Here is a 26338-nt window from a genome sequence, read left to right as displayed (position 1 = left end):
TCATGGGAGACTTGGAGGCAATGAGTGTCCGTGCGCGCAATGTGCGGACACAACCCCTGCACGGTTCGGCGCACCAGCCGTAATCCCTGCGTCCATGCAACAGTAAGGAACCCTAGTGTCACCCATGGCCCGCACTGCCCCGGTGCCCGCCGCGACTGATCCGGCGATCATCAGGAACTTCTGCATCATCGCGCACATCGACCACGGTAAATCAACCCTGGCCGACCGGATGCTCCAGCTCACTGGAGTGGTTCAGCAGCGTGATATGAAGGCGCAATATCTTGACCGCATGGACATTGAACGCGAACGCGGCATCACCATCAAATCCCAGGCCGTTCGTATCCCGTGGGAACTTGATGGCACCTCTTACTGCCTGAACATGATTGACACCCCGGGCCACGTTGACTTCACCTACGAGGTCTCCCGCTCCCTGGCCGCCTGCGAAGGCGCGATTCTTTTGGTTGATGCGGCACAGGGTATCGAGGCTCAGACCTTGGCCAACCTGTACCTGGCCATGGAAAACAACCTCACCATCATTCCGGTCTTGAACAAGATCGATCTCCCGGCCGCGCAGCCGGAAAAGTATGCCGCGGAGCTGGCCAACCTGATCGGCGGCAAGCCCGAGGATGTGCTGATGGTTTCGGGTAAGACCGGCGCCGGTGTAGAAGAGCTGCTCGATCAGATCGTCCGCGAACTTCCGCCGCCTGTTGGTGACCCCAACGCCCCGGCCCGTGCCATGATCTTCGACTCCGTCTACGACACCTACCGCGGCGTGGTCACCTACGTCCGTGTCATCGACGGCAGCCTGAGCCCGCGCGAAAAGATTCAGATGATGTCCACCCGTGCTACGCACGAGCTGTTGGAAATCGGTGTGAGCTCCCCGGAGCCGAAGCCTTCAAAGGGCCTGGGCGTCGGAGAGGTGGGTTACTTGATTACGGGTGTGAAGGATGTGCGCCTGTCCAAGGTTGGCGATACCGTCACGACCTTCAGCAAGCCGGCCACCGATGCGCTCCCCGGCTACCATGATGCCAAGCCCATGGTCTTCTCCGGCCTGTACCCCATGGATGGTACGGATTACCCTGTGCTCCGTGATGCGCTGGAAAAGCTCATGCTCAACGACGCCGCTCTGGTCTACGAGCCGGAAACCTCCGCTGCTCTGGGCTTTGGTTTCCGTGTGGGCTTCCTGGGTCTGTTGCACCTGGAAATCACGCGTGAACGCCTCGAACGCGAGCACAACCTCGATTTGATTTCCACCGCTCCCAACGTGGAATACCAGGTCACCCTGGAAGATAAAAAGACCGTCCACGTCACCAACCCCAGCGAATACCCCTCGGGGAAAATCGCCGAGGTACGCGAGCCCATGGTGGCCGCCACGATCCTTGCCCCGACCGAATTTGTTGGCGCCATCATGGAGCTGTGCCAGACTCGTCGAGGCATCCTCGGCGGCATGGACTACCTCTCCGAGGACCGTGTGGAGATCCGTTACCGCCTGCCGTTGGCCGAAATTGTCTTTGACTTCTTCGACATCTTGAAGTCCAAGACCCGTGGCTACGGTTCGCTGGACTGGAAGGCCGACGGCGATCAGGTCTCCGATCTGGTCAAGGTCGACATCCTCCTGCAGGGCGAGCAGGTTGACGCCTTCTCCGCCATCACCCACCGTGACAAGGCCTACGCCTACGGTGTCATGATGACCGGCAAGCTGCGCGAGCTCATCCCGCGCCAGCAGTTCGAGGTGCCCATCCAGGCTGCCATCGGCGCCCGCATCATCGCCCGTGAAAGTATCCGCGCCATCCGCAAGGACGTTTTGGCGAAGTGCTACGGCGGCGACATCTCCCGTAAGCGCAAGCTGCTGGAGAAGCAGAAGGAAGGTAAGAAGCGCATGAAGATGGTGGGACGTGTAGAAGTCCCGCAGGAAGCCTTCATCGCCGCGCTGACCACCGCGGAAGCTCCGAAGGACAAGTCAAAGAAGTGACCCCGAGTGCTTTGCCCCTCGGGGATCCGGCCCCCGCCGACGGTATCCTGCCCGCGCAGGCTGCCGTTGGCGCGGAGTCGCGCAAGTTCAGCCTGTACGCGCACATCCCGTTTTGTGCTGTGCGCTGCGGCTACTGCGACTTCAACACCTACACCGCCACCGAGCTAGGTGGTGGCGCCTCCCAAGACGCCTATGCTGCCACGGCTGTGCGCGAGGTGCTTTTTGCCGCGCGCGCCATGGACGCCTCGGGCATGCCAGCGCGCAAGCTCAGCACCGTATTCTTTGGTGGCGGCACGCCCACGCTCTTGCCCTCCAGTGACCTGACGAGCATTCTGGGTGCTGCCATCGAGCAGTGGGGGCTTGCGGAAGGTGCCGAGGTCACCACTGAAGCGAACCCGGATTCGGTCACGAAGGAATCCCTGCAGGAATTGTTCGACGGCGGATTCACTCGCGTCTCGTTCGGCATGCAGTCGGCCGTACCGCACGTTTTGAAGGTCTTGGACCGCACTCACAACCCCGAAAAGGTGCCCCAGGCAGTTGCCTGGGCGCGCGAGGTGGGGCTCAAGGTGAGCGTTGACTTGATCTATGGCACGCCGGGGGAGTCCGTCGCGGACTGGGAAACCTCGGTGCGCACCGCGCTGAGCTACGAGCCGGACCATATTTCGGCCTACTCGCTCATCGTCGAGGACGGCACCAAGTTGGCGGCGCAGATTCGCCGCGGCCAGGTGCCCAACATTGACGATGACGACCATGCCGTCAAATACGAGCTCGCCGACGGACTCTTCCGTGAGGCCGGGCTGTCCTGGTACGAGGTCAGCAACTGGTCCCGCACACCCGAGGACGCCTGCCAGCACAACCTGGCGTACTGGCGCGGCGACGACTGGTGGGGGATCGGGCCCGGCTCACACTCCCATATGGGCGGCGTGCGCTGGTGGAACGTCAAGCACCCCACTGCGTATGCGAACCGCCTGGACAACGGCGAATCACCCGCCGCCGGACGTGAAACCCTGGACACGGATACCCGGGAGATGGAGCGGATCATGCTCGTGTCCCGGCTCGCGGAGGGCCTGGCGATCGACACGCTCAGCCCCGCGGCCCGCAAGGCTGTTGCCGGACTGATCGCTCAGGAGCTCGTGGATCCGCTCAAGGCTTTCGCCGGAACATTGGTGTTGACCCTCAAGGGTCGGCTCCTCGGTGATGCGGTCACCCGGGCCCTGCTGGACTGAGTTTTCACACAAAAGTCCGACGGCGTTCCACCCACCTAGGTGGGTGGAACGCCGTCGGACTTTGGCTTTAAAGGTTTACTTGAAGTAGCGCAGATTCCAGCGGTAACGGTACGGCTGACCGCGGTTGACGCGAATCGCGGCAACGACGGAGAAAACCGTCAAGAGCACCCAGATGACCAGGGCCAGGATCGCGAAGACCGAGCCAAGGCTGGGGTTGAAGAAGGAAAAGACCAGCGCCAGGATGTTCAAGACGACGGCGGCGATGGTCGGCGGCAACGTGAAGTTCAACGCCTCGAGGGACTCCTGAGCCGTGAAGCGCCCGCGCGGACCCATGAGCTTGTAAATCAACAGGGACGGCACGCAGCCAAGAATTCCGCCGCAATGGGACATGAACGCCCACTGCTTGTCCTCAGACGGTGTGAGGGGCTGTTGGGGTGCACCACTGAGGCGATTGACTGGATGACTCACAATGATTGGCCTTTCAACAAGCGAATACTGCGGACCGGTTCACAACCAGTCTCTGACACTAGGATACGGGGGCGGTGAGGAAGTCAATGACCTCCTCCACCCGACCAAGCAGGGAAGGTTCCAGATCCGAGTAGGAATTAACCCGTGAAAGTAGTCGTTGCCAGCCCAAGCCAACGTCTTCCGCAGTGCTGTGCGGCCAGCCAAAAGCCTTGAGGATTCCGAGCTTCCACTCCATGGAACGCGGGACAACAGGCCATGCCGGAATGCCCAGCGTGCTTGGTTTAATGGCCTGCCACACATCGACATACGGGTGACCAACAACTAAGACATTGTGACGAACTGCAGGGCTCGCCATGAGATTGGCCACAATCCGGGTTTCCTTGGATCCGGGGACCAGATGATCCACCAAAATTCCCAATTTCCGCGTGGGGCTCGGCGCGAAGTCGGCCACGGCAGCGGCGAGATCATCGATTCCGCGCAGCGGCTCCACCACGATGCCCTCCACCCGGAGATCGTCACCCCACACCTTCTCAACCAGCTCGGCGTCGTGCTTACCCTCAACCCAGATGCGGCTGGCCTTAGCCACCTTGGCGCGCGTGTCGGCAACCTTGACCGAGCCCGAGGCCGTGCGCAGGCTCTGCTGCGGGGCACTCTTGATGGGGGCTATGAGCTCGATGGGCTCTCCCTCGAGAAGGAACCCAAAGCCCAGCGGGAAGGCTCGCACCTTATTACGGCGATCGGCCAGCTCCACAATGTGCATGCCGCCGGACTTCTCCAGACGCACCACGGCGCCCACCCACCCCGTCTGGACGTCCTCGATCACGAGGCCGCCACGCGCCTCAATCTTGCGCAGGACACGCTGCGCCGGTGCGCTCAGATCCTGGGGTCCCCACTGCTCGTACTGCACGCCAAACCTCACACCATGTTGAACTGGAAAATTTTGACACCGGGCAACGCTCAGGGCGAACACGACCGGGTGAAAACCCATGCTAACCGGTCAAGGAGCCCGGCAACGGGCATTAGGGTCTCGAGTGGCCACGGGTCGGCCGTTCGAAAACGTATTAGACTTAGCACTTGAGCCGGTAGAGTGCTAAATGCGATTGAGAGGAGGTGCCGGGCATGAGTGAACCACGGAAGCTGGAAGTTCTTCGGGCCATTGTTGAAGATTACGTCCATACACGTGAGCCCGTCGGCTCCAAGGCCCTCGTTGAACGGCACCATCTAGGCGTTTCGAGCGCCACGATCCGCAACGATATGGCCGCCTTGGAGGAAGAGGGGCTCATCACCGCCCCGCACACAAGCTCCGGGCGAATCCCCACCGACAAGGGATACCGGATCTTTGTCGATCAAATCTCCTCCGTCAAGCCGCTATCCGCCGCTGAGCGTCGAGCCATTTCAACGCTGCTTGAGGGCTCAACGGATCTCGACGATGTGCTTGAACGAACCGTCCGGGCCTTGGCGCACCTGACGAATCAAGTGGCCGTGGTGCAGTACCCCCGCTCGGCCGCTGCCACGGTGCGACACATTGAATTTGTGTCGCTCGCGGCGCGGCAGGTCTTGATCGTTTTAATCTTGGCCTCGGGCAAGGTGGAGCAGAACGTCATTGACGTGGGCGCTCCGCTGGATGATCCCACGCTCGCTGGATTGCGTAAGGTCTTCCTAGCGGCCTTGAGTGGGCTGACGGTCGCCATGCTCCCGGACGCCGTGGCCAGGATTCCCTTGACGGTGCCCCACGCCGAGCAGGGACCCGCCGCCCGGCTGGCCCAGGGTCTGGCCGTGTTGGCCCGGAATGCCAGGGAAGATCGCATTGTAATGGCAGGGACGGCTAACCTGGCCCGGTCTAACAATGATTTCCCGCTGAGCATTGGGCCGGTGCTTGACGCCTTGGAAGAACAGGTGGTGCTGTTGCGTCTCCTGGAAGCCATGGCTCAGGACTCCCTCGGCATGGCGGTCGTGATTGGCCGGGAAAACCCCCACGATTCCTTAGCGGAAGCCTCCGTCGTTGCGGCAGGCTACGGGCCGGGGGAGAACGCCAAACTCGGCGTCGTCGGACCCACCCGGATGGACTACCCCAACACCATGTCCAGCGTCCGCGCCGTGGCACAGTACCTTTCTAGAATTTTGGCCGGTTAACGGCCACCGTTTCCACGTAAAGAGAGCAACATTTTGAGCAATCACTACGACGCATTGGGCGTCTCCCGCGACGCGACAGCCGAGGAAATCAAGAAGGCTTACCGCAAGCTGGCCCGGAAGCTGCACCCGGACGTCAATGACGCCCCGGATGCCCAGGACCGTTTCAAGTCGGTCACGCACGCCTACGAGGTCCTCTCGGACCCGCAGAAGCGCCGCGTCTACGACACCACGGGCAATGAAAACGGCAACGATAACGGTGGCGGAAACTACGGTGGCGGCGGCGATGGCTTTGCCTTCCAGGACATCTTCGAGTCCTTCTTCGGAGGTGGCGGCGGAGGCGGTGGCCGCGGTCCGGCATCGCGCACGCGTCGCGGTCAGGACGCCCTCATCACGGTGCGGGTGGAATTGCGTGAGGCCGTCTTCGGCGTCAACAAGAAGCTGGAAATCGACACGGCCGTCATCTGCCCCACGTGTGATGGCAGTTGCTGCCGTCCCGGCACCTCGCCGACCACCTGCGACATTTGCCACGGCAGCGGCCAGGTCCAGCGCCCCATGCGCTCGATCCTGGGCAATGTCATGACGGTTGCCACCTGTAACTCGTGCCAGGGCTTCGGTACCATGATCATCGACCCCTGCAACGAATGCATGGGTGATGGCCGCGTGCGCAACCGCCGCGCCTTCACCATCAAGGTCCCCGCCGGCGTCAGCACGGGAACCCGCATCCAGCTCAGCGGCCAGGGCGAGGTAGGCCCGGCAGGCGGCCCCGCCGGTGACCTGTACGTGGAAATGAAGGTCAACAACGATCCCGCCTTCCTCCGCGAGGGCGACGATCTCCACGCCACCCTCAGCGTCCCCATGACGGCCGCGGCACTGGGCACCGAGCTGACCTTTGAAACCTTCGACGGCGAGCAGCCCATCAGCATCAAGCCCGGCACGCAGGCAGGGGAGATCATCAACCTGCGCAGCCTCGGCGTGACGCATCTGCGTGGCTTTGGCCGCGGCGACTTGAAGGTTCACATCCACGTCGAGACCCCCACGAAGCCCGACGCCGCCCAGGAAGAGCTCCTCAAGCAGCTCGCAGTCCTGCGTGGCGAAAGCTTCACCGAGGGCAAGCTCGTCAGCAGTGGCGGCATGTTCGCCAAGCTGCGCGACAAGCTCGGCAACCTCTAAGCGCCATGAGTAACCCCGTCTTCTACGCCGCTCCTGAACAACTCATGGCCCTCGTCCCCGGGGACCTGTTCCTCCTGGACGGTCCAGAAGGGCGCCACGCGGCAACAGTTAAGCGGCTCACGGCCGGTGAGCCTGTTGACATGTGCGACGGCGCGGGCTTGCGTTTGATCTGCACCGTCACCGGCGCCGACAAGGCCAGCCTGACGGTCCGGGTCGACGCTGTGCTCCCCGAAGGCACTCCCGCGATTCCCTTCACCCTGGTTCAGGCCTTGGCCAAGGGCGATCGCGACGAGCTCGCTATCGAGACGGCCACCGAACTGGGTATCGACGCCGTCGTACCGTGGCAGGCTGAGCGTTCCATTGTGCGGTGGAAGATGGACAAGGCCATCAAGGGGCCGGAGAAGTGGCGCCAGGTGGTTGCCGCAGGGGCGAAGCAGGCCCGGCGATCCGCCGTTCCGCAGGTGGGCTCCCTCGTAGGAACCGCGGGGGTGTGCGAACTCATCGCCGGGGCCGGGCTCGCCTTGATTCTTCATGAAGACGCCGTGGACTCCTTGGCCACCGTGGCTCGAGAGTGGTTGGCCGCGGAACCCGACGAGGCACTTAGGCAGCGAGGCGTGGTGATGATTGTTGGCCCCGAGGGCGGCATGAGTTCGGCCGAGGTGGACGCTTTCCGTGCCGCCGGTGCCCGCACCGCACTGTTGGGGCACCACGTGCTGCGCTCATCAACTGCCGGGCCGGCCGCCGTCGTTGTCTTGAGTCAGGAACTGGGACGCTGGCAGTAACTCAGCTTTAAACAGTGATGCCCGCGGTGACCGTTTGGTTACCGCGGGCATCACTGTTTAAAGCTGGGGAGGGAGGGCTATTTGGCGCTGGGTTCTGAGATCGAGACGATTTTCGTGTCCAGTCCGAGCTTCTTGCCCGGGGCTGCGGGGTCTTCAACGTAGACGGAGAGTTCGTAGCTGCCGGGAGGCGGGACGAGGGTGAAGCTAAACTCGCCGAGTTCGTTGGGGCCCTGCTCAATCGTCACGGTACCACTGAGGTAATGCTCGCCCACTTTGTCGCCAACAACGTGAGACAAGGACCAGACCAAGGTGCCCGTGGGGGAGATGGCCTGCCCGGCCACCTTGAGGGGGAGGGTGTTGAAGTGGCTGCCGTTAGCCGGGTCAATGATCCACACGGGGGCGACGAACTGGGCGGCTCGGGTGAGTGGCTTCTCGAGCGTGAGCTGCCCAAAGGCGTTATAACCAGTATGCCCGTCGACGAGGATGGACACCTGAATGGAGGTGCTGGTATCGACCAGACCGGCCATGGCCGCTGCCGCCGTTGCGGTGTACACCAATTGCGAGATGGAACGTTCGGCGATGCCCTTGTCGACCTTGTTACTAAACGCATCAGCGGACATGTCGATGGTAATCACGTTTTTGGCCGAAATGGAGGCACCCAGGCGTGAGGGGTTGTTCCAGATCGAGAAGTAATCCGGGTCAAGCGGTTTGCCGCCCATGATGACGCGCAGGGCCGCCACGATGGGGTCATCGGAGGATCGAGCCGGAACAAACTCCCGGTACAGGAAAACGTCATCGTTGCTGCTGCCCAGCCAGTACACCGGCAATGTCTGAGAAGACGTTGCCGTTTCCAGTGGCGCGCTCGTGACCAGACCTGAGGTCATGACGGTGTTGCTCGTCGGCATCGAGGTGGTGGACTGGTTGAGTCCCTGAGAGGTGCAGCCGATAAGCGCCAACGATAAGGACAAGGTAAGGATGGCGAACTTATCAACCACCCGCATCCGTGTCAGGACACGTTTTTGCCGCAACGACGCATCTGCTGCGGCGCCGTGGCGCCGGGGTGCGGTGGGGGCGGCAAACATGGTTGTGATACTCGCTAATCTTCATCGGTGAACGGCGGCAGGTGGTGCCCCACGCCGTGCTGTGCTTGGAGTCCTCAGCATCCCCACAAGACCTTGAACCCACCTAGCTTGGCATAGATGCCGGTGCCGATGCCCCGGAAATAGCACTCTGACATGGAACTGAAACCGTATCGAAACACTTCGCCGCCAATGTGAGACAAAGATGCGCTCACGGCATAACTGATCATTGCTGGCTGTCGGGAGGTGTGCACTAGAATTGCCCTAAAGACTTACGTTCAACACTCCGGTGCTCATCACCGGTACAAATGAGGAGAGATTTCAGGCCGGTACGGCCGCAGCTATGGCAGAAACAACAGGGAACCGCCATGATCCATCGTCCGCTCAGGGACCCGGGCAGAATTTTCCATATTCAGTCGATGGAATTCGCACAGAGGTTGTGCACTTCCTCTCCTCTGAGCAAATGGTGGCAGCGCTCGGGGCAGAAGACGAAGGCTTGAGGATCATTGAAAGCCTCTATCCGGGTGTGAGTTTCCTCGCCCGCGGCAATGTGTTGACCATCACCGGGCCCATTGCCGTCGTGCCGCGCATCATGCACCTGATTGAAGAAGCCCGCGGCATGGTGGCTCGGAACAGTCCCATGAGTGCCAGCGTATGGGAGCAGTTGGTGGCCATGTTGCGTACCCGCCCCGACACCTCGGTGGTTGACATCCTCAGCTATGACATTCTCTCCAGCCGGGGCCGCACGATTCGGCCTAAAACGGCCAATCAAAAGGACTATGTCGATTCCATCGACAGGAACACCGTGGTGTTCGGCATCGGCCCCGCAGGAACAGGCAAGACCTACCTCGCCATGGCCAAGGCCGTCCAGGCCCTACAGCGTAAAGAGGTCAGCAGGATCATCCTGACGCGTCCGGCCGTCGAAGCAGGGGAGCGGCTGGGATTCCTGCCCGGCACGCTCAACGACAAGATCGATCCTTATCTGCGCCCGCTCTATGACGCCCTGCATGACATGATGGATCCGGAGACCATTCCGCGACTCATGGCCGCCGGCACCATCGAGGTGGCACCCCTGGCGTATATGCGTGGCCGTACCCTCAACGACGCCTTCATCATTTTGGACGAAGCTCAAAACACCACGCCGGAACAAATGAAAATGTTCCTGACACGTTTGGGCTTTGGTTCCAAGATTGTCGTCACTGGCGATGTCACCCAAATTGACCTGCCGACCGGAACCAAGTCCGGCCTTCGTGTCGTGCGGGAAATCCTCGGACAGGTCGACGATATTCACTTTGCCCTCCTAGACGCCACGGATGTTGTCCGACACCGTCTCGTAGGGGCCATAGTCAGCGCTTACAACAACTGGGATGATGCGCATCCCAACCCCACAAAACCCAAGGAAAGCACCTCGCGATGAGCATCGAAATCAACAATGAATCAGGCGTGGAGGTGCGTCAGGAAGAGCTTGTCAGGCTCATCAAGCACATTCTGAGCTCCATGCATCTCCACCCTCAGACCGAGGTATCTGTCATCTTGGCTGATGTCGAGACCATGGAGCGACTCCACATCGAGTGGATGGACGAGCCCGGCCCTACCGATGTGCTCTCCTTCCCGATGGATGAATTGCGTCCCGGTACCGCCGCCATGCCCACCCCCGAGGGATTGCTGGGCGATATTGTGCTGTGCCCCGTCGTCGCCCAAGAACAAGGCGAAGCAGCGGGCCACTCCATGGAGGAAGAGCTGCTTCTGCTCTCCACCCACGGCATGCTCCACCTCATGGGTTACGATCACCGCGAACCCGAGGAAAAGGAAGAGATGTTCGGAATTCAGCGAGAGCTCCTCTCCAGCTTCCTCGGTAGGGAAGCCCCCCGGGAGACAATGAAGTGACGCTTGTCGCCTTACCGGTCATGGGGATTCTCTTCACGGCCATCGCGGCTTTTCTGGCCGCCGTTGAATCAGCATTAAACTTCTTTCCGCGTCATGACTCTGAAACAGTTGCGACCCATGGCAGGGGTCCTTCCCTGGAAAAGGTCCTTGCCGAACCCCTGGCACACATCAACGCGGTGCGTTTTTGGCGCGTCTGGTCCGAGATGGCTGCCGCGGTGTCCGTGGCAATCTTCCTAACAGGTCTACTCGGTAACGTGTGGATCGCCGGTCTTATCGCCACCGTCATCATGGCGCTGCTTGGATTCCTCATGGTTGGCGTCTCACCGCGCCGCATTGGCCGGCTGTACTCCGGGGCCCTCGTGGGACGCTCGGCCTGGATTGTGCATCTTCTGCGTCGCGTCTTGGGGCCCATCCCTACCTGGCTGGACCGTCTGGGAGCATCCTTCACGAAAAATGTGCCCACCGGCGACGACGGCTTTGTCACGGAAGAAGAATTCCGGGAATTTGTGGACCGTGCCAGCGAATCAGAAATGATCGAGGACAACGAGGCCGAACTCATCCACAGCGTCTTTGACCTGAGCGAAACCATGGTGCGTGCCGTCATGGTGCCGCGTACCGACATTGTCGGCGTCGACCATGAGGACACCCTGGAACAGGCTCTGGAGATCTTTCTCTCCTCGGGCTTCTCCCGCATCCCGGTCATGGGCGAAAGCGCCGACCATATCCTGGGCATCCTCTACCTCAAGGACATCGTTGCGACCCTGCACCACCTACCCGAGGGTGAAGCGACTCCGCCGCTTGGCCGTCTCGCCCGCAGCGTCCGATATGTGCCGGAGTCAAAAGCTGTCGATGACCTCCTCAAAGAACTGCAAGTCGAATCCACCCATGTGGCCATCGTGGTTGACGAGTACGGCGGAACCGCCGGGCTCGTGACCTTGGAAGATCTCATCGAAGAGATCGTGGGCGAAATCGCCGACGAGTACGATTCGGTCTCTCCCGATGTTCAAGAACTCGGGGACGGTCGTTTCCGGATCCGCGCCCGTATGGCCATCGATGAATTGGGCGAGCTTTTTGACAAGGAACTTGAGGACGACGAGGTGGATACGGCCGGCGGACTGCTGGCCAAATACCTCGGCAAAATCCCCTCTGTCGGCAATAGCGTAGAAGTCAACGGCATCCTGCTGGTCGCCGATCGGATGGAAACATCCCGCGGTCGAGTTAGCCACGTCATTGCCAGCGCCATTGAAGCAGTCGAGAATGGCAGTACATCCGGGAACGGCAGTACTGAAGGAACCACCCCCACCGAACAGCAACACAGGAGCGATCATGAGTAAGTCAAAAGCCAAGTCAGGCCTCATTACGGCCAAGGGTGAGGGGTTCCGCGCCGGCTTTGCTGTTCTTGCCGGTCGCCCCAACGCCGGAAAATCCACACTGACCAACGCCCTGGTGGGTGAAAAGGTCGCCATCACTTCGGCCAAGCCGCAGACCACCCGTCACACGATCCGTGGCATCGTCCACAAGGAGAACTACCAGCTGGTTTTGGTAGACACACCGGGCCTGCACCGTCCCCGCACCTTGCTGGGAAAGCGCCTGAACGATCTCGTGGCGGACACCCTCTCCGAGGTTGATGTCATTGGTTTCTGCCTGCCCGCCAACGAAAAGATTGGCCCCGGTGACCGTTACATCGCCACGCAGCTGGGCCAGGTGGGCAACAAGCCTGTCGTCGCCATCGTCACCAAGACCGACACCGTCGACCGTCAGGCCGTCACGGACCAGTTGATTGCTGTTGAAAAGCTGGGACGAGAGGTCATTGGCGAACGTGGATTTGCCGCCGTCGTTCCTGTCTCTGCCGTTGAAGACTTCCAGGTGGAAACACTGGGCAAGGTCTTTGCCGACTTCCTGCCGCTCTCGCCCGCCCTGTACCCGGACGGCGAACTGACGGATGAGCCGGAGGCCGTCATGGTCGCCGAACTCATTCGTGAAGCAGCCCTGGAAGGTGTTCGCGACGAACTGCCGCACTCCTTGGCCGTGGTTGTGGAAGAGATTCTGCCTCGTGAGGGCCGCACGGAGGACAATCCTTTACTGGATGTCCGCGTCAACCTCTACGTGGAGCGCCCCTCGCAAAAGGCCATCATCATTGGTAAGGGTGGTGCCCGGCTGCGTGAGGTCGGCACTAACGCGCGTAAGGGGATCGAGGCGCTTCTGGGCACCAAGATCTACCTAGATCTGCACGTCAAGGTCGCTAAGGATTGGCAGCGCGACCCCAAGCAGCTCGTCAAACTCGGCTTCTAGGCTCAACACCGCGAATAACTCCCTTGAAAGTAACTTCAAGGGAGTTATTCTTTGCCGTGTGGCTTAGGGCGTGTTCCCAGCCTTCACGACTAAACTCTTGAAAGTTATTATTCGCTGGGAAAGGTTGGAACATGGGGCGACGCCGTGCCGATTCGGGGGCAGCTGACGAAGCTGTTGTCCCACGGGCCAGCGTTCATGGTGAGGAAGAGCCAGTAGGACGGCACTTTCGGCCTCGAGCTAAAGCACCGCTGTGGCTCCGAATCACCGCGCTCAGTGTTGCCGCCATGTTGGTTGTTGGACTCGCCGGAGCAGGTTTCCTCGTCTTGAAGCTCCAACACAACGTCACCACGGCTCGCCTCAACGTCGGGGTGGGAAATAGTTCCTCCGGTAAGTCTCAGGTTGAGGACACTGGATCCTTACAGATCCTGATCCTGGGCACCGACACCCGCGATGGCGCCAACAGTCAATATGGCACCGTTGATGATTCCACGGGCGAGGGAAATTCCGACGTCATGCTGCTCATGGACATCTCGGCCGACAACAGCCATGTATCTGTGACAAGTTTCCCCCGAGACCTCATCGTGCCGATTCCCGATTGCACGCCCGCCGATGGTGGCGCCCCTGTTTCGGGAACCCCGGCCGGACAACTCAACGCGGCGCTGCAGGTGGGGCCCGGCTGTACCGTCGCAGCCATTAATGACCTCACCGGCCTGACCATTGACCACTTCATGCTGGCCGACTTCACCGCCGTCAAGGAGCTCTCCAATGCGCTCGGCGGGGTGGAGGTCTGCGTTGACCATGCCCTGTACGACGACGACGGATCCTGGCTCAAACTCCCGGCCGGCAAAAGCCTCGTCCAGGGCGAACAAGCCCTCGCCTTCGTCCGGACTCGTCACGCCTTTGGTGACGCCAGCGACCTGGCCCGCATTCAGGCCCAGCAGTACTTCCTCGGCTCCATGGTCCGCAAGGTTAAGAGTGAAGGCACCCTGACGAATCTGCCCAAGCTCTACACCCTCGCCGATGTGGTCACGAAAAACCTCACGATCGATGAAGGTCTGGCCAGCATCCCGTCGATGATCAGCATTGCGACTCGTCTCGCGAAAATCGATCTGTCGAATGTTGCCTTCGTGACGGTGCCGAATGAGGCCTATGTGGCCGATAACGCACGCGTGCAGCTCAAGGAACCCGAAGCCGGCCAGTACTTTGCCGCCCTGCGCAATGGCACCTCCTTGACGGGAAGCCCAGCGGCAACCACGGCGCCCAGCGCCAGCGCCGAGGCCAGCACCACGGCCTCCGATCCACAGACCGTCGTTCCCACGACCGAGGCTCCCGCATATGACAAGTCGCTGCAGCAGATCAGCATCAGCAATGCCTCGGCCATCGTGGGCCGCTCTGTGGAACTCCTGCAGGCCCTTGTTTCGGCAGGCTTCACCGGTTCCTGGCAGGCCGGCGATGTTCCCGCCGTGAACGAAAGCCAGATTCGCTACGGCGCCGATATGGCAGATGTTGCCGCCGATATCGCTACGCTCTTTGGTCTTCCGGCCTCCGCGGTTATCTTGGATCCGACGATCTCCGGTGTGAGTCTTGTGGTGGGAACCGACTGGACCTCGGGGACGTCCTTTGGCTCGGTCGTGGTTCCGCCGGACATCGTGGCAAGCACCGCCAATGACAGCGGTGGCTGCCTGAGCGTCAATCCGCTCAAGTACTATCCGACACCGTTCGTGCAGTAGATCTAGAGCTCATGAGTCGGGCCACATGATAAGGGCGGGCTTGCCCGGGATGTCTCCCGGGCAAGCCCGCCCTTATCTCTGCTGAGAGTTACCAGATGCTCACGCGATCGGCCGGATCGCGCCACATCTCATCTCCGGCGGCTGTCTCAAACGCCGTATGGAAGGCGTCAAGATTGCTCGCCACGGCGTTACAGCGCAGTTCCGAGGGGGAGTGCGGATCGATCGTGAGGCGACGGATCGCTTCCTCGGGGCGAATCTTGGCCCGCCAGCATTCGGCCCAGGAGAAGAAGAAGCGCTGGGCGCCCGTGAGGCCATCGATGAGCGGTGACTGCGCACCGTCAAGACTGAGCTGGTAAGCCTTGAAGCCGATGGCCAGGCCACCCAGATCGCCAATATTCTCACCCAAGGTCAATTCACCATTGACGAATTCCCCCGGGGCTGCGGTGGGCGACAGGGCGTTGTACTGATCCACCAACTTGGCTGTAAGCTTCACGAACGCCTCACGGTCCGCATCGCTCCACCAATTGCGCAGGGCGCCCGTGCCATCAAATTGCGAGCCTTGATCATCGAAACCATGACCAATTTCGTGGCCAATGACGGCACCAATGCCGCCGTAGTTTGCCGCGTCGTCGGCGGTGGCATCAAAGAACGGTGGCTGCAGGATGGCGGCCGGGAAGACCACCTCGTTCATGGTGGGGTTGTAGTAGGCGTTGACGGTTTGCGGGGTCATAAACCATTCGTCACGGTCAATCGGGGCACCGATTTTTGCCATCTGGCGCGCCAATTCAAAGGCGTTGCTGCGCTCAATATTGCCCAAGAGATCCCCGGCGAGAATCTCTAGGGTCGAGTAGTCGCGCCACGCTGCGGGGTAACCGATCTTGGGTGTGAAGGCCGCCAGTTTCTCCAGCGCCTGTACCTTAGTTTCTTCGCTCATCCAGCTCAGATCCACAATGCTCAGGCGGTAAGCCTCAATGAGGTTGGCGACGAGCTTTTCCATGTGACTCTTGTGCGACTCCGGGAAGTGCTGAGCCACATAGAGCTGGCCCACAGCCTCGCCCAAGACGCCTTCCACCAGGCCGACGCCGCGCTTCCAGCGCTCCCGAATCACGGGAGTACCGCTGAGGGTCGTGCCGTAAAAGGCAAAGTTCGTCTCGACGAAGTCCTTGGACAGGTACGGTGCCAGGCTGGAGATGGTGCGCAGCGCCAACCAGGCCTGCCAATCGCCACATCGCTCCTGGGTCAGCAGGGCCTGCTGGCCGGAGAAGAACTCCGGAGTGGCGACCACCATCTCGGCGCTCTGACTGGCGCTCACGCCCAGGGCGTCAAGCCAGATTCCCAGCTCGGGCAAGAGTGCCAGAACCTCTCCACGGCTCAGGAGGTTGTACGTCTTTTGCGGGTCACGCAGGGACACCTTGTCCAGGTGCGTTGCGGCAATGTCGCTTTCCAGCGCCATGATCCGCGGAGCCTTTTCGGCTGCATCGGCAACACCGGCCAACTCCAGCATGCTCTGCACATGCGCAACATAGGCCGTGCGCACCGACTCGAACTTCTCTTCACGGTAGTACGACTCGTCGGGGAGACCGAGTCCGGCCTGGAAAAGGTGCAGGAGGGCGCGGTCTGGATTTCCGGCGTCGTTATTAACGTAGGCACCAAACAAGGTGCTCCCGCCCGTCCGGTCCAGATCACCCATGAGTCGGACCAGGGCTTCGATCGAATCGGCCGCGTCAATGGCGGCCAACTTCTCCTTCAAGGGCGTGGCGCCGGCAGCCTCGATGGCCTCTTCATCCATGAAGTCCGCATACAGGGCACCGATTTTCGCCGACAGCTCGGGGTTGGCCGCGTCTGGGTTGGCGTGCTCGGTTCCGGCGTGCTCAATGATGGCCTTGACAGCCGCTTCGGAGTTATCGCGCAAGGTGATGAAGGAACCCGTAAGGGCACGGTCCTCGGGGATGACCTCGGACGCCAGCCACGTGCCATTGACATGGTTGAACAGGTCATCTTGGGGCCGCACGCTCTGGTCAATGTTGTTGAGATTGATGCCGGAATGTTGCAAGTGGATCGCTTCCCCTTCATTAGGTGAGTTGGTTCACTATCATCCTACGTGCCGTGCTAGTCTAAAAATGTGCGCACTGGAATGCTTCTTCTTAGCTGCCGCGGCGAGGCCTCAAACCCGTTGAATTGATCAACGTGGAAGATGGCCACCCTCGCTGCGGTGTTTGTGTTGCCCGGCCGGCCCACTCGTTGAACAAGATTGAAGGTCACCTCCAATGCGAAATGCGCAAAAACCCTCTGGAATGCCCGTACACCGGTACATCCCGTTCCAGGATCAGATTTCGGTCAACCTGCCCGACCGTACCTGGCCCGACAAGGTCATTACGAAGGCCCCGCGCTGGTGCGCCGTGGATCTGCGCGATGGTAACCAGGCGCTGATTGACCCCATGAGTCCGGGTCGCAAGCTGAAGATGTTCCAGCTGCTGGTCAAGATGGGCTTCAAGGAAATTGAAGTCGGTTTCCCTTCCGCCTCACAAACTGACTTTGACTTTGTGCGTCAGCTGATCGAGGGTGGCCACATCCCCGAGGACGTCACAATTCAGGTTTTGACGCAGGCTCGCGAGCACCTGATCGAGCGGACCTATGAGTCCCTGGTGGGTGCCAAGCAGGCCATCGTGCACCTGTACAACTCCACCTCCGTACTGCAGCGTCGCGTCGTGTTCAACCAGGACGAAGACGGCATCTTGGACATCGCCCTGCAGGGTGCCCGGCTGTGCAAGAAGTACGAAGAGACGCTTGTCGACACGCACATCACCTACGAGTACTCTCCCGAGTCCTTTACCGGCACCGAGCCGGAATACGCCTTACGCGTCTGCAATGCCATCGCCGACATCTTTGAGGCCTCAGCCGACAACCAGGTCATCATGAACCTGCCGGCCACGGTCGAGATGGCCAGCGCCAATGTCTACGCGGACTCCATTGAATGGATGAGCCGAAACCTGCACCCGCGTGAAGGCATCATTCTCTCCCTGCACCCGCACAACGACCGTGGCACCGGTGTTGCCGCGGCAGAGCTGGGCTACCTGGCCGGAGCCGACCGCATTGAAGGTTGCCTCTTCGGCAACGGTGAGCGCACAGGCAACGTTGACCTAGTAACCCTAGGCCTGAACATGTTCACACAGGGTGTTGACCCCATGCTGGACTTCTCCGACATCGACGAGATCCGCCGCACGGTTGAATACTGCAACCAGCTGCCTGTTCCCGAGCGTGCCCCCTACGGTGGCGACCTGGTCTTCACCGCTTTCTCCGGATCTCACCAGGACGCCATCAAGAAGGGCTTCGACGCCATGGCCGCCGACGCCACGGCTGCTGGCGTCACGGTTGACCAGCACACCTGGGCCGTTCCGTACCTGCCCATCGACCCGAAGGACTTGGGCCGGAGCTACGAGGCCGTCATTCGCGTCAACTCGCAGTCCGGTAAGGGCGGTGTGGCCTACCTGCTCAAGAGCGAGCACAGCCTGGACCTGCCGCGCCGCGCGCAGATCGAGTTCTCCGGCGTCATTCAGCGGCGCACCGACACTGTTGGTGGCGAGGTCAGCGCGGCTGAACTGTGGACCGTCTTCCAGGATGAATACCTGCCCGGCGAGAACAGCGATGAGCAGTGGGGCCACTACCGTATCGGCCCGTTCACGACCTCGATCGATGAGACCGGCACCGTGACCCTGGACGCCAAGTTGCTGATCGACGGCGTACCGAGCAGCCGCACGGGAACCGGCAATGGACCCATCGCCGCATTGCTGTCCATCCTGTCTGAGGACGGCATGGATGTTCGGGTCTTGGACTACACCGAGCATGCCCTCTCCGAGGGTGGCGACGCCCGCGCAGCCGCCTACGTTGAATGTGCCGTCGGCGAACGCGTGCTCTGGGGTGTCGGGATCGACGCCAACACCGCAACGTCTTCCCTGAAGGCTGTCATCTCGGCCGTCAACCGCGCCATCCGGGACAGCAAAGCAGCCTAAGCGCTCCTTGCCTCTGACTCCTCACGCCGAGGTAGTCGGTCAACGCCGAGACTACGGGTCTACCCTATTCTCGACGCGAACCGGCTACCTCGGCGAAGGTTTTTAAGAGGGCACTGTGGGAGAATAGGGAGGTGTCCAATCAATCCTTCGCCGCCCGCACCTACCGCGATGACGCTGTGGTGCTGCGTACCCATAAATTGGGTGAGGCGGACCGGATTATCACCTTGCTCACGCACCATCACGGCCAGCTTCGTGCCGTAGCACGAGGCGTCAGGCGCACCAGCAGCAAATTTGGTGCCCGCTTAGAACCCTTCATGGTGGCCGATCTGCAACTCGTCAAGGGCCGATCCTTGGACATCGTGACGCAGGCCGTTGCCCGGGCGAGCTATGGGGACGCCATCGCCGCCAATTATGATCGTTATGTTGTGGCCGCGGCCATGACGGAGACGGCCGAGCGGCTCACGGACGTTGACGGGGAAACCTCAACGGCGCACTATCTTCTTCTCGTGGGGGCGCTGGCGGCCCTGAGCCGGGGCGCGCACCCCGCGGAATTAATTTTGGATTCATACCTGTTGCGAGCGGTCTCGATCGCTGGATGGGCGCCAAGTTTCTCCGACTGTGCCCGCTGTGGTGAGCCTGGCCCCCATGGGGCGTTCAACGCGACCGTGGGTGGCGCCGTCTGTCACGACTGCAGGCCCCCGGGCTCTGCTGCGCCCGCGCCGGAAACCATGTCCCTGCTGGGACATCTTTTGAGCGGTGACTGGACCAGCGCGGACGCCTCCTTGAATAATCATCGTCGTGAGGCTGCCGGACTCGTGGCCGGGTATGTGCAATGGCATTTGGAACGCACGGTGCGTTCCCTGAAACTTGTGGAGCGTGTGTAGAAAAATGGCAGTGCAGCGCAGTAGTAAGAGCAGCACCCGGAGCAAGTCCAAGCCGCCGATCGTGGCGCCGTGGGGCCACGAATCAGGAGACACTGCTCCGCAGATTCCCGCCGAACTCATTCCCGAACACGTCGCGATTGTCATGGACGGCAACGGCCGATGGGCAAATCAACGTGGCCTGCCACGGATCGAGGGGCATAAGGCGGGGGAGCCGGCGCTCCTGGATGTCATGGCCGGGGCCATCGAGATGGGCATTAAGCACATCAGTGTTTATGCCTTCTCAACCGAGAATTGGAAGCGTTCACCCGAGGAGATTCGCTTCCTCATGGGATTTAACAAGGATGTACTACGACGTCAGCGTGATCAGCTCGATGCCTGGGGTGTGCGGATCCGTTGGGCCGGTCGGCGTCCTCGCCTGTGGGGTTCGGTCATCAAAGAACTTGAGGCGGCGCAGGAATACACCAAAGACAACGACGTCATCACCTTGACCATGTGTGTTAACTACGGTGGCCGGGCTGAAATTGCCGACGGCGTGGCCGCCCTGGCTGCCGATGTTGCTGCCGGGCGCCTCAACCCGAAATCCGTCAACGAAAAAACCGTCCAAAAGTACCTCTACAACCCGGACATGCCCGACGTGGACCTGTTCCTGCGCTCCAGCGGTGAGCAGCGGATCTCGAACTTCTTGTTGTGGCAATCGGCGTATGCGGAGTTTGTCTTTATGGACACGCTCTGGCCCGACGTTGACCGTCGGACCCTCTGGGCTGCCGTGGACGAGTACGCCCGCCGCGACCGCCGCTACGGTGGCGCCGTGGATGCGGCGGCCACCAGCAAATGAGAGTGCCGGAGGGTACTTAGTCTACGTAGCCGCGCAGCCACCGCTCTAGGCGCGCGTAAGCCTCCTCGCGCACGGGGGTGCTGGACAGAAATACCTCGTGCAGGGCGCCGTCGATCCGTTCTAGGCTCACACTATCGCCCAGAGACAGGGTGCGCAGGGCGAGCGCACGCACATCCAGGACGACGTCGGCCCGCAGCATGTCATCGCTCCACACCGGCCCCAGCATGCTGCGGGAGGAGAGTAAGACCAGGACGGGCATGGGGAGTTTGAGCCCCGCCGCGACCTCTTGTTGTGCCGCCAGGATGGCCTTCATCCAGCCAGCCCTGACGGGAAAAGCCTGGGGCGGTCGCAAGGCCTTATCGACGTGCCATTCGCCGTAGGCATCCGAGCTGATGCCACGCCAGTAAAAGGACCGCTCGGGCACCCGCATCCGCATTAAGGGGCGCAGTTCGGCGAGCTGAACCAGCGGCGTCGCGGCACGTCGGATGGCGGCCCCACCTTGAAGCTCAAGCCAGGGACTGTTGAGAATCAGCTGACTGACACGTCCGGGGAAGCGGTGGGCCCATAACGTCGCTGTCAGCCCTCCGGTCGAGTGGGCCATCAGAATCAAGGGGTGCTCGGCCCAGCTGGCATCCGGCCCGCCAAGATCTTGGGCGATGACATCATGGGCGGCCAGCAATTCGGCGTCGTAGTCTGCCAGATCACCTACATAGCCACCGAGCTCCGGCGAGCCAAGACTGCGACCATGATTGTGTAGATCGATGGCGTAAAAAGGGTGGCCACGGCCCGAGAAAAACTCGGCCAAACCCGTGTTGTAAAAGTAATCACTCCAACCATGGAGGTACAGCACCGGCGCCTTCAGTAATGGCACAGCCGTGCTAGCAAGCGCGGGGCGGTGCCTGATGAGGGTCGCATAATATGCCCCGGTTCCGGCGGCGCTTGCCTCCGGTGGAAGCTGGAGGCGGGCGGATTCATAGTCGGGCCCGAGGATGTCAGCACCCCACACTAGCGCGGGTTCCGGTGGGGTTGCCGACGCGTCGCGTGCCTTCATGCCTGCGTGGTTTCGGCCGCATGCCGACCGGCCGTACGGCCGGAGAACAAGCAGCCACCCAGGAACGTTCCCTCAAGGGAGCGGTAACCATGCATGCCGCCCCCACCAAATCCGGCGGCCTCACCGGCAGCATATAGCCCAGGGATCGGGGAGCCGGCGGCATCGAGCACCCGCGCGTTCAAGTCCGTGGTGAGCCCACCTAAGCTCTTTCGAGTCAACGTCGTCAGTCGCACGGCGATCAACGGCCCATGCTCGGCGGCCAACATGGCGTGCGGCGGCACCACCCGCATTAACTTATCCGTCGTGAAGCGCCGCGCCTCTCGGATCGCGTTGATCTGGGTGTCCTTGCCCAGCCCGCTCGTCACCTGACGATCGCGGGCCATCAGCGTCTCGTGCAAGGCCTCCGGATCGATCAGCTCCGAGTGCACCAGGGCGTTCATCTTGCCGGCTAGTTCCTGAGCCGTGTCGGCCTGCACAAAGTCGATTCCGGCATCAAGGATCTTTTGCACGGGGCCAGCCACCCCCGGAAGTGCCCGCTTGGCCAATAGCTTGACGTCCTTGCCGGTGAGATCGGGATTTTGTTCCGAGCCCGAGAGCGCAAATTCCTTGGCGATAATGCTCTTGTTCAAGACAAACCAGGAATGACCGTGCCCGGTCGTCTCCAGATGCCGCAGCGTGCCGAGGGAATCAAATCCCGGAAACAGCGGGACCGGCAGCCGGTGTCCGGTGGCATCGAGCCAGAGGGGAGAAGGGCCGGAGAGAATGCGGATGCCGTGATTGGGCCACACGGGATCCGGGTTGTGAATACCTTCCGGATAGTGCCACATCCGATCCGTGTTGATGAGCGCCCCGCCGACCCTGGCAACAGCCTGCTGAAAGTGCCCGTCCACCGACGCCGGGACACCCGTGAGCATGTGCTCCGGGCCCGAGCCGTTGGGCCACTGGTCCCGGACCATGGGGTGGTTTCCGCCGATCCCGCCTGTCGTCACAATGACGGCCCCGGCCTCCACACTAAATTCGCCCGTGACTTCGCGGCTGCTCTCTTGTCCACGCTCGACGGCGGACGCGGCCAAACGCTGGCCCCGCACCCCGGTCACGGTCCCGCCGTCGAGCATTAATTCTATGGCCCGGTGCCGGAAGGCAAACTGCACCTGCCCGGCAGCGACGCCCTCCTCCAGCTTGCTCAGGAAGGGCGCCAAGATTCCGGGGCCCGTGCCCCACACGACGTGGAAGCGCGGGACGGAGTTGCCGTGGCCCTGGGCGTCGTAGCCGCCGCGTTCGGCCCATTGCACGAGGGGAAAGAATCGCACGCCGAGGGCATGGAGCCAGGCGCGCTTTTCGCCCGCGGCAAAGTTGACGTACGCCTCGGCCCAGCGGCGCGCCCAGAGGTCCTCGGGGCGATCAAAGGCGGCCGAACCGAGCCAGTCACTCAACGCCAACTCGGCGGAGTCCTTCACGCCGAGGTGACGCTGCTCGGGCGAATCGACGAGGAACAGCCCGCCAAAAGACCAATGCGCCTGGCCGCCCAGAGACGCCTCGGGCTCCTGATCCAGGATCAAGACCCGCCGCCCGGCGTTATAGGCCTCCGCGGCGCTCACCAGACCGGAAAGCCCGGCCCCCACCACAATAACGTCCGCGTTTTGCCACACTGCACCGTGTTTGCTTTCCATGTCGTCATGGTAACGCGGTTTTGACGGGCGAGTATGTCGGATTTTTCTGGGCAGCGTTTTGCAGAAGTAGGGCCAACCCGGAAAACTAGAGGTATGCGTATATATCCCACATTTTTCCGTGTCTGTTTTTCTTGGATGGACGCCGAAAAGGCCCACAAGATCGGCTTTTCTTTGATCAAGGCCAGCCATGCCGTGGGAGCCGGTGCCGTCTTGCGCCGGATGTTCACCCCGCCGGCGTCCTTGCAGACCGAGGCGTTCGGCCTGACGTTCCCCACACCTTTCGGCCTCGCCGCGGGATTCGACAAGGAAGGCAAGGGCATTAACGCCCTGGCTGATCTTGGCTTTGGCCACGTTGAAGTGGGCACCATCACCGGCCAGGCACAAGCGGGCAACCCCCAGCCGCGCCTATTCCGTCTCATCGAGGACCGCGCCGTCATCAACCGCATGGGCTTCAATAACGACGGCGCCGCCGCCGTCGCGCCCCGTCTCAAGCAGGCACTGGCCGGCTTGGGCAAGAACTACACGGGCGTCCGCCCCATTGTGGGCGTCAATATTGGCAAGACCAAGATGGTCGAGCTCGAGGATGCGCTGGGGGACTACCTCATCAGCGCCCGCACGCTCGCACCCTCGGCCGATTACCTCGTGGTCAACGTCAGCTCACCGAACACGCCGGGTCTGCGCCTCTTGCAGGACGTCGCCACCTTGCGTCCCTTGCTGACCGGAGTACGAGAAGCAGCCGACAGTGCCGCTGGCCGCCATGTTCCCCTCCTCGTGAAGATCGCACCGGATCTGGCCGACGAGGACGTGGCCGACGTTGCCGCCCTGGCCCTCGAGCTCGAACTAGACGGCATCATCTGCACCAACACGACCATCAGCCGTGACGGCCTGAACAGCCCCTCGGCCATGGTGGAGGAAAAGGGTGCCGGCGGGCTCTCTGGGGCACCGCTCAAGGCGCGTTCGCTCGCCGTGCTGCGCCAGCTCAAGAGCATCGTGGGCGAGAAGCTCACACTCATCTCCGTGGGTGGCGTGGAGACCGGCGCCGAGGTTCAGGAACGGCTCGACGCCGGGGCCACCCTCGTGCAGGGCTACACCGCGTTCCTGTATGAGGGACCCTTCTGGGCCTCCCGCATCAACAAGGAACTCGCCGCCCTGCGCAAATAACAACCCGAACACAAAAAATCGGCCCCATCGCCTGTCCCTTACTCGCAGTAAGATTTCCTCGGTCGCTAACCGACCCTGAAAATCCATCCTCGCTCCGGGACCGGCGTTTGTGGGGCCGATTTTTGTGTTCAGCTAGGCAACGCGCGTGGCCGGGCTCACTGTCTTGGCTGGGTCGTTGACAATCGAGGGCGCCAAGGCGGTGTCGATGGCAGTCATGAGTTCGGCCGAAATCTTCACCCCGGAGGCCTTGACGTTCTCGGCCACCTGCTCGGGGCGGGAGGCGCCGACGAGGGCCGTAGCCACATTGGGATTTTGCAAGACCCAGGCGACGGCGAGCTGCGGCATGCTCAGACCCAGTTCCTCGGCGATGGGGCGGAGCTTTTGAACATTGCCCAGGATCTCATCGTCCAGGAAGGCTTTGATGGTGTTGGCGCCGCCGTGCTCGTCGGTGGCTCGAGATCCCGCTGGCAGGGGAGCGCCCGGCAAGTACTTACCGCTGAGCACACCCTGGGCCATGGGCGACCAGACGACCTGGGACATGCCCAGCTCGATGGAGGCGGGAATGACCTCGGGTTCGATGACACGCCACAGGGCCGAGTACTGCGGCTGGTTCGACACGAGTGAGAAGCCTGCCTGGCGTGCCAGAGCCTGACCCGCCCGCAGCTGCTCGGCGTTCCATTCGGACACACCGATGTACAGGGCCTTGCCGGCACGGACCACGTCGGCAAAGGCCTGGATGGTTTCTTCCAGGGGCGTCTCGTAGTCGTAGCGGTGCGCCTGGTAGAGATCCACATAGTCCATGTTCAGGCGACGCAGGGAGCCGTTGATGCCCTCCATGATGTGCTTACGGGAGAGGCCGGTGTCGTTAGCACCCTTCGGGCCAACGGGCCAGTAAACCTTGGTAAAGACTTCGAGTGACTCGCGGCGTTCGGAGGCCAGCGCCGAACCCAAGACCTCCTCGGCGGCACCGTTGGCATAAGCATCAGCGGTGTCGAAGGTGGTGATGCCAACCTCCAGGGCGGCACGCACACAGGAGGTGGCGACGTCGTTCTCTACCTGGGAACCATGCGTGAGCCAGTTGCCGTAGGTGATTTCAGTGATTTTGAGGCCAGACTGGCCGAGATAGCGATATTCCATGCCACCAGCGTAGCCACAGTGAGTGGCGCGTCACAGGAAAGCCGCTGACCGTCCACATGTTGAAACGGTTCACAAGTGGTTGGCTGTTAAAGCACTGTGCCGGCCACCTCCGTCAGGAAGGGCCGGCACAAGGCGTGCATTGGTCTTAAAGGGTGTGGGTGATTAGGTGGGCCATTCTCCGCGCTTGACCATGGGCTTGGGCAAACGCAGGCGACGGAACTGCATGGAACGCATGCTGCCGTACCAGATGACGCCGGGCTCGGGGGCGCCGAACTTGTCGATGATCTTACGCTTGAGCTTGCGTGAGAGCAGCCAGGTGTCCAGGGCTACGAATGCCACCATGACCCAGAACAAGCCAAACACGATCAGCTGCGAGGCGTTCGATGAGCCATCGGCATTTCGTGTGGGGATGACGAGCGTCAGTAGTACGATGGCCAGCGCGGCGAACATCACGAATTCGCCGAGGCTAAAGCGTGCGTCGACAAAGTCGCGGGCATACCGCTTCTGCGGTCCCTTATCGCGCAGCGGCAGGAAGCGCTCCTCGCCGGTGTCCAGAGCGCGCCGCATACGGGCCTGCTCTTCGCGTCGAGCGTCGCGCTCAGTAGCCTTGGCGGCCTTGCGGTCGTTCGGGACCAAGGGGCGCTTACGAGCCTCTTCCTGGGCCTTGCGCGACGGCGTGGGAACGCCCTTGGCCGACTGCGGGTCCTTAGACCGGGCAATCTGCTCGTGGGAGGCAGGCGTTACCTGCGGGTCAGGGGCTTGATCTTTCTTACGTCCAAACACCCGTATAGAATACCCTGTGCCGAGCCGCCGCCTTGACCGCGGTCACTTTTTCGGCGGTAGTCTGGGAA

General features: G+C 61.7%; 22 protein-coding genes. 14 read left to right on the top strand and 8 right to left on the bottom strand.

The window, feature by feature from the left end:
• Positions 1-115 precede the first annotated feature (115 nt).
• Both lepA and hemW read left to right on the top strand, forming a co-directional pair.
• Positions 116-1972, top strand: a complete 1857-nt coding sequence (gene lepA / locus CVS30_RS12850; protein WP_181419794.1) for a translation elongation factor 4 — start codon at positions 116-118, stop codon at positions 1970-1972.
• Positions 1969-3198, top strand: coding sequence for a radical SAM family heme chaperone HemW (gene hemW / locus CVS30_RS12845; RefSeq protein ID WP_110485734.1), 1230 nt, complete (start codon positions 1969-1971; stop codon positions 3196-3198). Before lepA ends, hemW begins: the two co-directional genes overlap by 4 nt.
• A gap of 75 nt (positions 3199-3273) precedes the next feature.
• On the opposite strand, the gene CVS30_RS12840 is transcribed toward hemW, so the two are convergent.
• Together CVS30_RS12840 and CVS30_RS12835 are read right to left on the bottom strand one after the other, a co-directional pair.
• Complete coding sequence (locus CVS30_RS12840) at positions 3274-3666, bottom strand: DUF4870 domain-containing protein (protein WP_245934592.1); 393 nt, start codon at positions 3664-3666, stop codon at positions 3274-3276.
• A gap of 58 nt (positions 3667-3724) precedes the next feature.
• The gene (locus CVS30_RS12835; RefSeq protein WP_110485763.1) at positions 3725-4573 is read right to left on the bottom strand and encodes a DUF3097 domain-containing protein; all 849 of its coding nucleotides are present in this window, start codon (positions 4571-4573) and stop codon (positions 3725-3727) included.
• A 212-nt stretch (positions 4574-4785) separates the two neighbouring features.
• On the opposite strand from CVS30_RS12835, the gene hrcA reads away from it, so the two are divergent.
• From hrcA to CVS30_RS12820, 3 genes are read left to right on the top strand one after another with little or no spacing between them, the layout of a single operon-like run.
• Entirely contained in the window at positions 4786-5799 is a 1014-nt protein-coding gene (hrcA, locus tag CVS30_RS12830) for a heat-inducible transcriptional repressor HrcA (protein WP_110485732.1), read from the top strand.
• Positions 5800-5832: 33 nt separating this feature from the next.
• On the top strand, positions 5833-6969 hold the full coding sequence (dnaJ, locus tag CVS30_RS12825) for a molecular chaperone DnaJ (RefSeq protein WP_110485731.1): 1137 nt from the start codon (positions 5833-5835) through the stop codon (positions 6967-6969).
• Between the two features lie 5 nt (positions 6970-6974).
• Positions 6975-7751, top strand: a complete 777-nt coding sequence (locus tag CVS30_RS12820) for a 16S rRNA (uracil(1498)-N(3))-methyltransferase (protein ID WP_110485730.1) — start codon at positions 6975-6977, stop codon at positions 7749-7751.
• A 77-nt stretch (positions 7752-7828) separates the two neighbouring features.
• Here the strand turns inward: CVS30_RS12820 and CVS30_RS12815 are convergent, their stop codons facing one another.
• Complete coding sequence (locus CVS30_RS12815) at positions 7829-8833, bottom strand: GerMN domain-containing protein (protein ID WP_110485729.1); 1005 nt, start codon at positions 8831-8833, stop codon at positions 7829-7831.
• A 340-nt stretch (positions 8834-9173) separates the two neighbouring features.
• Here CVS30_RS12815 and CVS30_RS12810 point away from each other — a divergent pair, with 340 nt between their 5' ends.
• The 5 genes from CVS30_RS12810 (at position 9174) to CVS30_RS12790 (ending at position 14739) form a co-directional block, all read left to right on the top strand.
• Positions 9174-10247 (top strand): PhoH family protein, encoded by a 1074-nt coding sequence (locus CVS30_RS12810; protein WP_110485728.1) that lies wholly within the window; start codon positions 9174-9176, stop codon positions 10245-10247.
• A complete protein-coding gene (gene ybeY, locus CVS30_RS12805; protein ID WP_110485727.1) occupies positions 10244-10717 on the top strand; it encodes an rRNA maturation RNase YbeY in 474 nt (157 codons plus the stop codon). Before CVS30_RS12810 ends, ybeY begins: the two co-directional genes overlap by 4 nt.
• On the top strand, positions 10714-12051 hold the full coding sequence (locus CVS30_RS12800; RefSeq protein ID WP_110485726.1) for a hemolysin family protein: 1338 nt from the start codon (positions 10714-10716) through the stop codon (positions 12049-12051). The genes ybeY and CVS30_RS12800 overlap by 4 nt, the downstream gene beginning before the upstream one ends.
• Entirely contained in the window at positions 12041-13009 is a 969-nt protein-coding gene (gene era, locus CVS30_RS12795; RefSeq protein ID WP_370801038.1) for a GTPase Era, read from the top strand. The genes CVS30_RS12800 and era overlap by 11 nt, the downstream gene beginning before the upstream one ends.
• Positions 13010-13140: 131 nt before the next feature.
• On the top strand, positions 13141-14739 hold the full coding sequence (locus CVS30_RS12790; protein WP_110485724.1) for an LCP family protein: 1599 nt from the start codon (positions 13141-13143) through the stop codon (positions 14737-14739).
• Between the two features lie 88 nt (positions 14740-14827).
• Here the strand turns inward: CVS30_RS12790 and CVS30_RS12785 are convergent, their stop codons facing one another.
• The gene (locus CVS30_RS12785) at positions 14828-16792 is read right to left on the bottom strand and encodes a M13 family metallopeptidase (RefSeq protein ID WP_110485723.1); all 1965 of its coding nucleotides are present in this window, start codon (positions 16790-16792) and stop codon (positions 14828-14830) included.
• Between the two features lie 214 nt (positions 16793-17006).
• On the opposite strand from CVS30_RS12785, the gene leuA reads away from it, so the two are divergent.
• The 3 genes from leuA to CVS30_RS12770 all read left to right on the top strand — a co-directional run bounded on the left by leuA (position 17007) and on the right by CVS30_RS12770 (position 20468).
• The gene (leuA, locus tag CVS30_RS12780) at positions 17007-18749 is read left to right on the top strand and encodes a 2-isopropylmalate synthase (protein ID WP_110485722.1); all 1743 of its coding nucleotides are present in this window, start codon (positions 17007-17009) and stop codon (positions 18747-18749) included.
• 131 nt (positions 18750-18880) lie between these two features.
• Positions 18881-19633: a DNA repair protein RecO gene (gene recO, locus CVS30_RS12775; RefSeq protein WP_110485721.1), complete on the top strand. Its 753-nt coding sequence runs from the start codon at positions 18881-18883 to the stop codon at positions 19631-19633.
• A 4-nt stretch (positions 19634-19637) separates the two neighbouring features.
• A complete protein-coding gene (locus CVS30_RS12770; protein WP_110485720.1) occupies positions 19638-20468 on the top strand; it encodes an isoprenyl transferase in 831 nt (276 codons plus the stop codon).
• Positions 20469-20484: 16 nt separating this feature from the next.
• Here CVS30_RS12770 and CVS30_RS12765 read toward each other — a convergent pair whose 3' ends face one another.
• Complete coding sequence (locus tag CVS30_RS12765) at positions 20485-21519, bottom strand: alpha/beta hydrolase (RefSeq protein ID WP_110485719.1); 1035 nt, start codon at positions 21517-21519, stop codon at positions 20485-20487.
• On the bottom strand, positions 21516-23189 hold the full coding sequence (locus CVS30_RS12760) for an FAD-binding dehydrogenase (protein WP_110485718.1): 1674 nt from the start codon (positions 23187-23189) through the stop codon (positions 21516-21518). Before CVS30_RS12760 ends, CVS30_RS12765 begins: the two co-directional genes overlap by 4 nt.
• A gap of 93 nt (positions 23190-23282) precedes the next feature.
• On the opposite strand from CVS30_RS12760, the gene CVS30_RS12755 reads away from it, so the two are divergent.
• Positions 23283-24350 (top strand): quinone-dependent dihydroorotate dehydrogenase, encoded by a 1068-nt coding sequence (locus CVS30_RS12755; RefSeq protein ID WP_110485717.1) that lies wholly within the window; start codon positions 23283-23285, stop codon positions 24348-24350.
• 132 nt (positions 24351-24482) lie between these two features.
• Here CVS30_RS12755 and CVS30_RS12750 read toward each other — a convergent pair whose 3' ends face one another.
• Together CVS30_RS12750 and CVS30_RS12745 are read right to left on the bottom strand one after the other, a co-directional pair.
• Entirely contained in the window at positions 24483-25487 is a 1005-nt protein-coding gene (locus CVS30_RS12750) for an aldo/keto reductase family protein (protein ID WP_110485716.1), read from the bottom strand.
• Between the two features lie 162 nt (positions 25488-25649).
• Entirely contained in the window at positions 25650-26270 is a 621-nt protein-coding gene (locus tag CVS30_RS12745; RefSeq protein ID WP_110485715.1) for a DUF3043 domain-containing protein, read from the bottom strand.
• Between the last annotated feature and the right edge of the window lie 68 nt (positions 26271-26338).

It is taken from the genome of Arthrobacter psychrolactophilus (genome assembly GCF_003219795.1).
GTDB classification, from domain to species: Bacteria; Actinomycetota; Actinomycetes; order Actinomycetales; family Micrococcaceae; genus Specibacter; species Specibacter psychrolactophilus.
Note: the sequence above shows the minus strand (reverse complement) of the source record. Positions and strands in the feature narration are given on the sequence as shown.

Excerpts from the sequence above, each read along its gene's own strand:
- hrcA (WP_110485732.1), top strand. The coding sequence starts at position 4,786 with ATGAGTGAACCACGGAAGCTGGAAGTTCTTCGGGCCATTGTTGAAGAT.
- CVS30_RS12820 (WP_110485730.1), top strand. The coding sequence starts at position 6,975 with ATGAGTAACCCCGTCTTCTACGCCGCTCCTGAACAACTCATGGCCCTC.
- CVS30_RS12815 (WP_110485729.1), bottom strand. The coding sequence starts at position 8,833 with ATGTTTGCCGCCCCCACCGCACCCCGGCGCCACGGCGCCGCAGCAGAT.
- CVS30_RS12810 (WP_110485728.1), top strand. The coding sequence starts at position 9,174 with ATGGCAGAAACAACAGGGAACCGCCATGATCCATCGTCCGCTCAGGGA.
- ybeY (WP_110485727.1), top strand. The coding sequence starts at position 10,244 with ATGAGCATCGAAATCAACAATGAATCAGGCGTGGAGGTGCGTCAGGAA.
- CVS30_RS12790 (WP_110485724.1), top strand. The coding sequence starts at position 13,141 with ATGGGGCGACGCCGTGCCGATTCGGGGGCAGCTGACGAAGCTGTTGTC.
- leuA (WP_110485722.1), top strand. The coding sequence starts at position 17,007 with ATGCGAAATGCGCAAAAACCCTCTGGAATGCCCGTACACCGGTACATC.
- CVS30_RS12770 (WP_110485720.1), top strand. The coding sequence starts at position 19,638 with ATGGCAGTGCAGCGCAGTAGTAAGAGCAGCACCCGGAGCAAGTCCAAG.
- CVS30_RS12765 (WP_110485719.1), bottom strand. The coding sequence starts at position 21,519 with ATGAAGGCACGCGACGCGTCGGCAACCCCACCGGAACCCGCGCTAGTG.
- CVS30_RS12760 (WP_110485718.1), bottom strand. The coding sequence starts at position 23,189 with ATGGAAAGCAAACACGGTGCAGTGTGGCAAAACGCGGACGTTATTGTG.
- CVS30_RS12755 (WP_110485717.1), top strand. The coding sequence starts at position 23,283 with ATGCGTATATATCCCACATTTTTCCGTGTCTGTTTTTCTTGGATGGAC.
- CVS30_RS12750 (WP_110485716.1), bottom strand. The coding sequence starts at position 25,487 with ATGGAATATCGCTATCTCGGCCAGTCTGGCCTCAAAATCACTGAAATC.